Below are 11,285 nucleotides of genomic sequence, written 5' to 3'. Positions count from 1 at the left end.
TACCACGGCGGCGGCTTCGCCCTGGGAGACCTCGACACCCACGACCCGGTCGCGCGCGCACACGCCGTCGGCGCCGACGCCATCGTGGTGTCCGTCGACTACCGACTGGCCCCCGAGCATCCGTTCCCGGCCGGGCTGGACGACTCCTGGGCTGCGCTGCAGTGGACCGCCGAGCACGCCGTCGAATTGGGTGGCGACCCCACCCGGATCGCGGTCGCCGGCGACTCTGCCGGTGGCAACTTCGCCGCGGTGATGGCCCAGCGGGCGCGCGACGAGGGCGGGCCCGCGCTGGCGTTCCAGCTGCTCTGGTATCCGTCGATCACCGCCGACCTGTCGCTGCCGTCGTTCACCGAGAACGCCGACGCGCCGATCCTGAACCGCGACGTCATCGATGCATTCCTGACCTGGTATGCCCCCGGGGTGGACATCAGCGACCCCAAGGCGCTGCCGGCCGCCCTGGCGCCGTGCAACGCCGCCGACTTCGCCGGGCTGCCGCCGGCCTTCATCGGCAGCGCCGAACACGATCCGCTGCGCGACGACGCCGCGGTGTACGCCGCGCTGCTCACTGCCGCCGGCGTGCCCATCGAGCTGAGCAACGAGGGCGACCTGGTGCACGGCTACGTCAGCTTCGCGCTGATCATCCCCGCCGCGGCCGAGGCGACCGACCGCGGTCTGGCCGCCCTCAAAGCGGCGCTGCACCGGTGAGCGGTGAGCGGCCCGACTACCACTGCCTGCTAGTCGGGGCAGGATTCTCCGGCATCGGCGCCGCGGTCAAGCTCGACCAGGAAGGCTTCGGCGACTACCTGATCGTCGAGGCCGGCGACGGGGTCGGCGGAACGTGGTACTGGAACACCTATCCCGGTATCGCCGTGGACATCCCGTCGGCGTCGTATCAGTTCTCGTTCGAGCAGCGGCCGGACTGGTCGCGCACCTACGCGCGCGGCGGCGAGCTGAAGGCCTACGCCGAACACTGCACCGACAAGTACGGCATCCGGCGCAAGATCCGGTTCAGCACCAGGGTTTTGTCTGCCGCGTTCGACGACGAACGGTCGCTGTGGCGGGTGCAGCTCGATCCCGGTGGCGAAGTCACGGCCCGGTTCGTCTACAACGGCGGCGGGGTGCTGACCGTGCCCAAGCCGCCCGACATCGACGGCGTCGACTCCTTCGGTGGCGCGGTGGTGCACACCGCCCGCTGGGACCACACCCTCGACCTGACCGGCAAGCGGGTCGCGGTGATCGGCACCGGCGCTTCGGCGGTGCAGCTGATCCCGCAGATCGCACCGATTGTCAAGCAGCTCACCGTTTTTCAGCGCACACCCATCTGGTGTTTTCCGAAATTCGACGTGCCGCTGCCCAAGGCGGCACACTGGGCACTACGCCTGCCCGGCGCGAAGTCACTGCAGCGCCTGCTCACCCAGTCCTACGTGGAGGTGACTTTTCCGCTGCCGGCTCAGTACTTCACCGTGTACCCGCTGGCCCGCTGGATGGAGTCGCTCGGCCGCGCGTATCTGCGGCGCAAAGTGCGCGATCCCGCGGTACGGCAACAGCTCACCCCCCGCTACGCCATCGGCTGCAAACGGCCCGGTTTCCACAACAGCTACCTGTCGACCTACAACCGCGACAATGTCCAGCTCGTGACGCAGCCGATCGACAAGATCACGCCGTCGGCGGTGGCTACCACCGACGGCACCCACCACGAGATCGATGTGCTGGTGCTCGCCACCGGTTTCCACGTCTTCGACGCCGAAAGCACGCCGACGTTTGCGGTCACCGGCAGCGGCGGCCAGCCGCTGCAACGGTTCTGGGAAGAGAACCGGGCGCAGGCCTACGAGGGCAACTCCATTCCCGGCTTTCCCAATTTCTTTTCCACGATGGGGCCGTACGGCTACGTCGGCTCGTCGTACTTCGCGTTGATCGAGGCCCAGACGCACCACATGGTGCGCTGCATGAAGCGGGCCCGCCAGCGCGGTGCCACCCGCGTCGAGATCAGCCAAGAAGCCAACGCGCGTTACTTCGCCGAGCAGCTGAGCCGCCGGCACCGTCAGGTGTTCTGGCAGGACAGCTGCCAGGGCGCGAACAGCTACTACTTCGACAAGAACGGTGACGTGGCGCTGCGGCCCGCGCACACCTTCGAGGTCTACTGGCGCAGCCGTCGATTCGACCTCGACGACTACCGGTTCACCGGTTAGCGCCGCACCGCTAAGCCAGCGCCAGCTGCGCCGCGACAGCGGCCGCGCACACCACCGACGCGATCGACAGGGCCAACCAGTCAGCCCGTTTCGGCCCCGACTGGGTCGCCGAGATCTGGCCCGTGCCGCCGCGGGCGGTGATCGCATCGCCCATCTCGTCGGCGCGCCGCAACGTCACGGTGACCACTGCGACGGTCAGGTCAAGCACCTCGCCCACCAGGCGCTTGAGCCGGGCCCAGCGGGTCGGCGCCGGCAGCTTGGGCCGCAACCGACGAGCGGCCAGGAGCACCCGGAACTCGTCGACCAGCATCGGGAAGGTGCGCAGCGCGAGCGCCACCGCCACCGCCCACTCATCGACCGGTATCCGGATCAGCCGCAGCGGCCGGCCCAATGTCGCGACGGCGGGTGCGATTTCGGCGACGTTGGTGGTCCACGACACCATCGCCCCCAGACCGAGCAGCACGATCGACAGCGCGGTCAGGCGCAGGAAGTTCAACAGCCCGCCCAGTCCGAGCGAGACGGTGCCCACGTGGACCATCGGGGCTCCGCCGGCCAGCGCCGTCGCGAAGCCGGCGATGGCCAGCACGATCCACAGTCCGCGCGGCACCGACGGCAGTGCGCCGCGCGGAATGCCCGCGACCCGAGCGGTCACCAGCACCAGCGCCGCCAACAGCCCGATCGGCGCCCAGCCCGGGTAGATCGTCAGCAGCGCCGAGATAGCGAACACGACGATCAATTTCGTGCCGGCCCACAGCTCGTGGATCGGGGAACGCCCGGGCACCGGGCGCAGCAGTACCACGGGGCGCGGTGGGCGCTTCGCCGAGGCGGTCCCGGTCACGACATGCCCCCGGCCGCGGCCGCTTGCAGCACACCGCCGTTGAGGTGCACGGTGCGCGGGCACAGCTCTTCCATCCCGGCGAAGTCGTGCGAGATGACCACCACGGTAAGACCGGTGTCCCGGCGCCGATCCGCCAGCAGCCGCAGCAGCCGGCGCTGGCTGCCGGCATCCAGCCCCGCCAGTGGCTCGTCGAGGATCAGTACCCGCGGCGACCGCGCCAGCAACCCGGCCAGCACCACGCGGCGCATCTGGCCGCCGCTGAGCTGGTCGATACGCCGCTTGGCCACCGCAGCCTCCAGGCCGACGACGGCCAGCGCCGCGGTCACCCGGTCGTGGTCGTCGGGGGAAAAGCCGGCCGCCGAAGCGACTTCCAGGTCGACCCGGGGACGCATCAACTGCAGCCGGGCCGCCTGGAACTTGAGTGCGACCGCGCCGACCTGCTCGGCGATGGGTCGCCCGTCCAGCAGGCAGGTGCCGGTGGTCGGCGAAGTCAACCCGGCCATGATCCAGGCCAACGTCGACTTACCGGAGCCGTTGCCGCCGTGGATGAGCAACCCGTCGCCCTCATGCACCCCGAAGCTGACATCGCGCAGCGCGGTCTTCGCCCACGGGGTGCCGGCGGCGTATTCGTGGCCGACACCGACGAGTTCGAGCATCGGCGGCCCCGACGGGTGACCCACCGTGACGGTCGGCGCCGGCGCGGCCGCGGTCTCGACCATCGCGGTGTTGTCCAGCGAAGCGCTGAGGTTGATCGTGCGCTCGGCGGAGTCGGCTTCGTTGTTGTAGTGGGTGATGTACACCAGGGCCGTTTTGTGTCGGTCGGTCAGGCTGGACAGCACATTCAGCAGAGTCTCGCGGCCCCGCTGATCGACCATGGCGGTGATTTCGTCGGCGATGAGCAGCGCCGGCTCCCGCGCCAGGGCCCCGGCCACGGCCAGCCGCTGCAGTTCACCGCCGGAAAGCCCGCCGGTGTCGCGTTCGGCGAACCCCGCCAGCCCGACTTCACCGAGCAACCGGTCGACGTCGGTGACCTTGCCTGGCGGCAGACCCCAGACCACGTCGTCGGCGACCCGGGTGCCCAGCACCTGGCTTTCCGAATGCTGCAAAACGATCGCGGTGCCACCGAGCCGGCCAAGACCCACCGAGCCGGGGCGTTCGACAGTGCCCGACGTCGGCTCGCGGCCGGCCAGGATCAGCGCGAGTGTGGACTTGCCGGAACCGTTTTCGCCGGTGACAGCGACGTGTTCACCTGTGCCCACCTCCAGGCTGATCGGTCGCAGCGCATCGTGCTCGGTGTGCAGATAGCGGTAGCGCACCTCCTCCAGCCGTACCGGGACCGGCCCGATGGGCCCGCCGCCGACGGGTGCGTCCAATTTGTGCACATCGGGAATGCCGCGCAGTCGCTGCAGTACCCGTGACAGCGCCCACCATCCGATCACCGAGGCACCCATGATCGCGATGGTGGCGTATCCGAGGACGAGCCACGGCCAGTACGTCAGCGCGCCGGCGACGAATCGCCTGAGGTCCTCGGCGCCCTCCTGCAGGTGCGGCACGCGCGCGATGGCCGCCGCGATTCCGTCCGCGGTGGCGGTGATGGTGTGGAAGGTCAGCTGTCGAAGCCCCACCAGGAAGGTCAACGCGACGACGACAGTGCCACCGATGGCGACCCCGGCGACGAAGGACGCGGCGATCACGGTCGGTGTGCCGCGACCGCGACGTTTCACGGTTCCGGCCAGCCCGCCGACGTAGGCGCAGAGCGCGACCGTCAAGAACCCGCTGAACCCTGCCACCAGGAAACCGATCGCCCCGGCGGCGATCGTCGCGGTGATCGCCGCGCGGATCCGGTAGCGATAGGCCAGCAGGCCGATCGGGACGGTGCCCAGCAGCCCCAGCTCCCCGCCGAAGGGAATGACCACCGCGATGATCGCGATCGCCGCGCACAACGCGCCCATCACCGAGGCCTGCGCGAGTTCGCCGGGGGGTAGCGATCGAGCCGGTTCGACCGACGTCGCCGCGGCGGGCGCGGTCACGTCGCGTCCAGCCAGGTGGCGGTGACGGTGCGCAACACGCGTCAGACGGCGCGCTTGAGGTCGTCCACCTTGTCCAGACGCTCCCACGGCAGATCGATGTCGGTGCGGCCGAAATGGCCGTACGCGGCGGTCGGCGCGTAGATCGGTCGCAGCAGGTCCAGGTCGCGCACGATCGCGCCGGGTCGCAGGTCGAACACCTCGGGCACGATCTTCTCGATCTTGACCGGGTCGACGGTGGCGGTGCCGAACGTCTCGATGAACAGGCCGACCGGGGCCGCCTTGCCGATCGCGTAGGCCACCTGCACCTCGACCCGCTCGGCCAGACCGGCGGCGACGATGTTCTTGGCCACCCAGCGCATCGCGTACGCCGCCGAGCGGTCCACCTTCGACGGGTCCTTGCCGGAGAACGCGCCGCCGCCGTGGCGGGCCCAGCCGCCGTAGGTGTCGACGATGATCTTGCGGCCGGTCAGGCCGGCATCACCCATCGGTCCGCCGACGACGAACTTCCCGGTCGGATTTATCAGCACCCGGGTCGACGAGGTGTCCAGCGTCTCGTGGGCGAGGTCGGCGAGCACGGTCTTGATCACGTGCTTCTGGAGATCGGGGTCCAGGGTCTTTACCAGGTCGATGCCGTCGGCGTGCTGGGTCGAGATCACCACGGTGTCCAGGCGCGTCGGGACGTTGTCCTCGTATTCGATGGTGACCTGGGTCTTGCCGTCCGGGCGCAGGTAGTCCAGCGTGCCGTTTTTGCGGACCTCGGTCAACCGCCGCGCCAGGCGGTGGGCCAGCGCTATCGGCAGCGGCATCAGCTCGGGGGTGTCGCTGATCGCGTAGCCGAACATCAGGCCCTGATCGCCGGCGCCTTGGGAGTCCAGTGGATCCGCGGCACCCTCGACACGCTGCTCGTGCGCGGTGTCCACGCCCTGGGCGATGTCGGGCGACTGTCGGCCGATGCCGATGTTGACCCCGCACGTCTGCCCGTCGAAGCCCTTGTCGGAGTGGTCGTAGCCGATCTCCAGGATGCGCTCGCGAACGATGTTGGTGATGTCGGCGAACGCTTCTTTGGCGGTCGTGGTGACCTCGCCGATGACATGGACCTGACCGGTGGTGACGGCCGTCTCGACGGCGACACGTGAGCGTGGGTCCACCGCCAGCAGCGCGTCGAGCACCGAGTCACTGATCGCGTCGCAGATCTTGTCTGGATGCCCCTCGGTCACCGACTCGCTGGTGAACAACCGACCCTGTTGACTCACACTCTCTCCCTTTCAAGGCATCTAAAAAACGTTAGTTAGGCAAATTATATCGCCGGGCGGGTTTATGCTACCGGCCGGTCCGGGGCGCCGACGACGCTAGGTGTCGTCGCGGGCGCCCTGCTGCAGGAACGCGACTATCGCGTCCACGATACGGCTGGCCATCAAAGTCTTCGAGCCCGGCTGCAGTGCCGACTCGGTGCCGTCGGCGGCCAGCAGCCAGCCGTCGTTGTGGTCCACCTCGAAGGCCTTCCCATCGCCGACGGCGTTGACCACCAACAAGTCACACCCCTTGCGCCGCAACTTGGCCCGCGCGTGAAACAGCACGTCGCCGTCGTCGTCGCCGGTCTCGGCGGCAAAGCCGACGATGGCCCGCATGTCCGGCAGTTGACCGGCGGAGCGGGCCTGCACGGTGGCCGCCAGCACGTCATCGTTGCGGACCAGGTCGATGGACTGGGGCTCCTCGGAGCCCTTCTTGATCTTGGCGGTTGCGACGTGCGTGGGCCGGAAATCCGCGACGGCCGCTGCCATCACCAGCACGTGAACGTCCGGCGCGTGCTTGGACACCGCGTCGCGCAATTGCTGCGCGGTGCTGATGTGCACCACCTCGACACCGGCCGGGTCGATGAGTCCGGTGGTGTGACCGGCGATCAGGGTGACCTCAGCGCCGCGCTGGGCCGCGACCCGCGCCAACGCATAGCCTTGCTTACCGGAACTGCGATTGCCGATGAAGCGGACCGGGTCGATCGGCTCCCGGGTACCGCCGGCGGTCACCAGCACTTTGACGCCGGCCAGGTCGTAGGGCAGTGCCTCGGGCCGTTCCAGCAGCAACTGGGCGAATGTGACGATCTCCTCGGCCTCGGGCAACCGGCCCGCGCCGCTGTCCTCCCCGGTCAGCCGCCCTGACGCCGGTTCGAGGACCACGGCGCCGCGGCGGCGCAGCGTGGCGACGTTGTCGACGGTGGCGGGATGTTGCCACATTTCGGTGTGCATGGCCGGGGCGAACAGCACCGGACACCGCGCGGTCAGCAGCGTCGCGGTCAGCAGGTCGTCGGCACGGCCGTGGGTGGCACGCGCGAGCAGGTCGGCGGTGGCGGGCGCGACGACGACAAGGTCGGCGGCCTGCCCGATGGCGACGTGCGGCACCTGCGGGACGTTGTCGAACACCCCGGTCTGCACGGGCGCGCCGGACAACGCCTCGAAGGTTGCGGCCCCGACGAAGCGCAGCGCCGATTCGGTGGGGATGACGCGGACCTCGTGGCCGGCCTCGGTGAGCTGCCGCACGACCGTTGCCGCCTTGTAGGCGGCGATACCCCCAGCGACGCCGACGACGATCCGCTTGCGGTCCGTCCGCTGCTGACCCGAGAGGCTCATCCCCAGCCTGTCGCTAATCGCCTTCGGTGTGCTCGAGCAGGTCGCCGTGGATCTCGCGCATCGCGATCGACAGCGGCTTCTCCTGCAGGCCCGGCTCGACGAGCGGGCCGACGTACTCGAGGATGCCCTCACCCAGCTGGTTGTAGTAGTCGTTGATCTGCCGGGCGCGCTTGGCGGCGTAGATGACCAGGGCGTACTTGCTGGACACCCGCGCCAACAGCTCGTCGATGGGCGGGTTGGTGATACCCAGCGGCGTGTCGTAGGCGCCGATGCCGCCCGCGGACGGGTCGAACTGGTCGGGGACGGCAGCTAACGAGGTGTCGGTCTGCGTACTACTCACGTAAATATTCTCCTGGCTGCCTGTGGCGAAAGTGCGGCTAGATGGCGAATCGGATCCGGTGGATAAGGTCACGCCCTCTCGGGTGCGGGTCCGACCAGCAATGATACCAATTCTGAGCACGCTGTTTCCAATTGCCGATTCACCACGACCCGATCGAAGTCATCCTGAGCCGCCAATTCGACGCGGGCGGTGGCGAGTCGACGCTCGACCACCTCCGGGGTCTCGGTGCCCCGACCGACCAGCCGGGTCTGCAACGCCGCCCAGCTCGGCGGGGCCAAAAAGACGGTGATCGCCTCGGGCATCGCCTGCTTGACCGCGCGGGCTCCGGCCAGATCCACTTCGATCAGGACCGGTCGGCCGGCGTTGACGGCGTCGCGGACCGGCCCGGCGAGGGTGCCGGACCGATGCAAGCCACCGTGAATGTCCGCCCACTCCAGCAGCGCACCCTCGTCGATCAGCTGCTGAAAGCGCGCCGGCGACACGAAGTGGTAGTCAAGTCCGTCGACCTCGCCGGGGCGGGGCGCCCGGGTGGTGGCGGAGACGCTGAAATGCAGATCGGGAATCCGCTCCCGCAGGCAGCGGACGACCGTTGACTTGCCCACTGCGGACGGACCGGACAGCACAATCACGCGAGCCATGCCGTCCGGTCCCCCGTCGTCGGACTGGGCCGACGGTCCGACTTCTCCTCAGGCCCGACGGCCTGCATCGTCGTCGGACTTATCCGACGGTCCGACTTCTCATCAGGCCCGACGGCCTGCATCGTCGTCGGACTTAAGAAAAGTCGAACTTTTCCAGCAGGGCCTTGCGCTGACGGTCGCCGAGGCCGCGCAGGCGGCGCGTCGGGGCGATCTCCAGCTCGGTCATGATCTCCTGCGCCTTGACCTTGCCCACCTTCGGCAACGCCTCCAGCAACGCGGAAACTTTCATCTTGCCCAAGACCTCGTCGGTCTCGGCGTCCTTGAGCACCTGCTTGAGATTGGTGCCGCCACGCTTCAGCCGGTCTTTGAGCTCGGCTCGGATTCGGCGCGCGGCAGCAGCCTTCTCCAACGCTGCCGCGCGCTGCTCGTCGGTCAACTGGGGAAGGGCCACGATTCCTCCGTATCGATCGGCAACAGATTTCGATCTTTGTTTGTCTCGGCCAGGTAGTCCAGCCAGCGGTGACGACCGTACCCACGCCTTCCGACGAAATCTAACCCGCCCCCCTGGTTGAAGCTACAAATACGCAGCTTATGGCCGCGATGAGTCGCCACCCGGGGTGCCCGGGACGGCGCCGTCAACCGCGGACCGGCCGCGGGCGAGCGCTCGATTTCCCGTCGATAAAATCACCTCTAGCTGGACTTTTGCCACCGGGCAGGGCCCGTCGGCCGACGAAGCGGCCATGGGCTGAACGCGTCGACGCTGGTCGAAAAGGGCGAATCTGGCCCGACTGGGATTCTTGCGGCGTGTCGCGCGTGTCGCCGCGAGCAGTTCCGCTGGTCGAAAAGTGAACGACGCCGTGTCGTAGATCGGCTCGTGACCCTCAGCGAGCCAGGTAAGCGACCGCGTCGCGCATCCGCTCGCCGGCGGCGCGCACCGCTGTCACGTCCGGTCCGGCCCGCAGCACGTCGCGCGACACCGCGGGCAGCAGCTGCCCCGAAACGGCCCCACCTAGGCCGCTGAGGGCCTCGGGCCGCCCGCCCTGGAACCCGACCCCGGGTACCAGCACCGGTCCGCCCAGCTCGCTGACGTCAGGCACCGCGGGCAATGTGGCGCCCACGACGACGCCCACCGTGCCGGGGCCCAGGATCCGGTTGGCGGCGGCGGCCTGGTCGACGATCCGCTGCGCCACCGGCCGGCCGCCGGCGTCGGCGCGCTGCACGCTCGCGCCCTCAGGGTTGGACGTCGCCGCCAACACGAACACCCCGCTGCCGTGGGCCGCGGCGCTGTCCAGCAGCGGCTGCAGCGAACCGAAACCCAGGTAGGGCGACGCGGTGACGGCGTCGGCGGCCAGCGGCGAGTCACCCGTCCAGGCGGCCGCGTAGGCCGCCATCGTCGAGCCGATGTCACCGCGCTTGGCGTCGGCCAGCACCAGCACACCGGCGCCGCGCAGGGCGGCGATGGTGCGTTCCAGGACGGCATAACCCGCCGCGCCGTATGCCTCGAAGAACGCGACCTGGGGTTTGACGACGGCGAAGTCGGCGTAGGCCGCCACGCAGATGTCGCAGAACGCCGCCAGGCCCTCAGGGCTCACCGGCAGATCCCACGCCCGTAACAACTCGGGATGCGGGTCGATGCCCAGACAGAGCGGCCCGCGACGGGATACCGCGTCGGCCAGCCGGGCGCCGAACCCGGGCACGGCTATTTGCCGCCGTGGTTCAGCGCGCTGTGCAACTCCTGCAGCGAGCGCACACCGATGTCACCGCGGATGCCGGCTTCGATGCCCTGCACCGCCGCCGACACGCCTTGCACCGTCGTGACGCACGGGATGTTGGCGCCGACAGCGGCAGCGCGGATTTCATAGCCGTCGATGCGCGGGCCGGAGTTTCCGTAGGGGGTGTTGAAGACCATGTCGACCTCACCCGCACGGATGACGTCGACCGCCGACATCGCGGGCCGCCCCGGCTGCGCCTCTTCGAAATGCTTGCGCACCTCGTCGCACGGAATGCCGTTGCGGCGCAGCATCTCCGCAGTGCCTTCGGTGGCCAGCACCCGGAACCCCAGATCCGCCAACCGCTTCACCGGAAATACCAGCGAACGCTTGTCCCGGTTGGCCACCGACACGAAGATCGTCCCGGATACCGGCAACGATCCGTAAGCCGCGGTCTGGCTTTTGGCGAACGCGCTGCCGAAGTCGCGGTCGATGCCCATCACCTCGCCGGTCGATTTCATCTCCGGGCCCAGCAGCGAGTCGATACCAGAGCCGTCGGCGCGGCGGAACCGGTGGAACGGCAGCACCGCCTCCTTCACGGCGATCGGTGCATCCGGCGCCGCGTTGCCGCCATCGCCGATGGGCGCCAGCAGGCCCTCGTCGCGAAGTTGAGTGATCTTGGCGCCCAGCATGATCCGTGCGCACGCCTTGGCCAGCGGTATCGCCGTGGCCTTGGAGACGAACGGCACGGTGCGGCTGGCGCGGGGGTTGGCCTCCAGCACATAGAGCACGTCGTCCTTCAGCGCGTACTGCACGTTGAGCAGGCCGACCACGCCGATACCGTGGGCGATCGCCTCGGTCGCGGTGCGCACCTTCTCGATATCGCTGCGGCCCAACGTCACCGGGGGCAGCGCGCA

Annotated in this window: 11 protein-coding genes; 2 read left to right on the top strand and 9 right to left on the bottom strand. The window is 69.0% G+C overall.

Features of this window, described 5'->3' with window-relative positions:
• Positions 1 to 705, top strand: a 705-nt coding sequence (locus AC2VOG_RS04095) for an alpha/beta hydrolase (protein WP_486938638.1), incomplete at its 5' end; no start/stop codon positions are given.
• Positions 702 to 2,189: a flavin-containing monooxygenase gene (locus AC2VOG_RS04090; RefSeq protein ID WP_486938637.1), complete on the top strand. Its 1,488-nt coding sequence runs from the start codon at positions 702 to 704 to the stop codon at positions 2,187 to 2,189. The genes AC2VOG_RS04095 and AC2VOG_RS04090, both read left to right, overlap by 4 nt.
• 10 nt (positions 2,190 to 2,199) lie before the next feature.
• On the opposite strand, the gene AC2VOG_RS04085 is transcribed toward AC2VOG_RS04090, so the two are convergent.
• The 9 genes from AC2VOG_RS04085 to AC2VOG_RS04045 all read right to left on the bottom strand — a co-directional run.
• Entirely contained in the window at positions 2,200 to 3,027 is an 828-nt protein-coding gene (locus AC2VOG_RS04085) for a CbiQ family ECF transporter T component (protein ID WP_486938636.1), read from the bottom strand.
• Positions 3,024 to 5,057 (bottom strand): ABC transporter ATP-binding protein, encoded by a 2,034-nt coding sequence (locus AC2VOG_RS04080; RefSeq protein WP_486938635.1) that lies wholly within the window; start codon positions 5,055 to 5,057, stop codon positions 3,024 to 3,026. The genes AC2VOG_RS04085 and AC2VOG_RS04080 overlap by 4 nt, the downstream gene beginning before the upstream one ends.
• A gap of 41 nt (positions 5,058 to 5,098) precedes the next feature.
• Positions 5,099 to 6,310: a methionine adenosyltransferase gene (gene metK, locus AC2VOG_RS04075; protein ID WP_486938634.1), complete on the bottom strand. Its 1,212-nt coding sequence runs from the start codon at positions 6,308 to 6,310 to the stop codon at positions 5,099 to 5,101.
• Positions 6,311 to 6,406: 96 nt separating this feature from the next.
• Positions 6,407 to 7,681: a bifunctional phosphopantothenoylcysteine decarboxylase/phosphopantothenate--cysteine ligase CoaBC gene (coaBC, locus tag AC2VOG_RS04070; protein WP_486938633.1), complete on the bottom strand. Its 1,275-nt coding sequence runs from the start codon at positions 7,679 to 7,681 to the stop codon at positions 6,407 to 6,409.
• A gap of 13 nt (positions 7,682 to 7,694) precedes the next feature.
• Complete coding sequence (rpoZ, locus tag AC2VOG_RS04065; protein ID WP_486938632.1) at positions 7,695 to 8,021, bottom strand: DNA-directed RNA polymerase subunit omega; 327 nt, start codon at positions 8,019 to 8,021, stop codon at positions 7,695 to 7,697.
• Between the two features lie 68 nt (positions 8,022 to 8,089).
• Positions 8,090 to 8,659, bottom strand: coding sequence for a guanylate kinase (gene gmk / locus AC2VOG_RS04060; protein ID WP_486938631.1), 570 nt, complete (start codon positions 8,657 to 8,659; stop codon positions 8,090 to 8,092).
• Positions 8,660 to 8,792: 133 nt separating this feature from the next.
• Complete coding sequence (mihF, locus tag AC2VOG_RS04055) at positions 8,793 to 9,110, bottom strand: integration host factor, actinobacterial type (protein ID WP_085263782.1); 318 nt, start codon at positions 9,108 to 9,110, stop codon at positions 8,793 to 8,795.
• 430 nt (positions 9,111 to 9,540) lie between these two features.
• Positions 9,541 to 10,356, bottom strand: a complete 816-nt coding sequence (gene pyrF / locus AC2VOG_RS04050) for an orotidine-5'-phosphate decarboxylase (RefSeq protein WP_486938630.1) — start codon at positions 10,354 to 10,356, stop codon at positions 9,541 to 9,543.
• 2 nt (positions 10,357 to 10,358) lie between these two features.
• A partial coding sequence (locus tag AC2VOG_RS04045; RefSeq protein ID WP_486938629.1) for an ATP-binding protein occupies positions 10,359 to 11,285 on the bottom strand: 927 nt, incomplete at its 5' end.

This window comes from Mycobacterium sp. TH-M11 (genome assembly GCF_057473725.1).
This window is presented reverse-complemented; position numbering and strand designations above follow the sequence as displayed.

What these genes read in the sequence shown, in the direction of transcription:
- gmk (WP_486938631.1), bottom strand. Translation starts at nt 8,659, where the DNA reads ATGGCTCGCGTGATTGTGCTGTCCGGTCCGTCCGCAGTGGGCAAGTCA.
- coaBC (WP_486938633.1), bottom strand. Translation starts at nt 7,681, where the DNA reads ATGAGCCTCTCGGGTCAGCAGCGGACGGACCGCAAGCGGATCGTCGTC.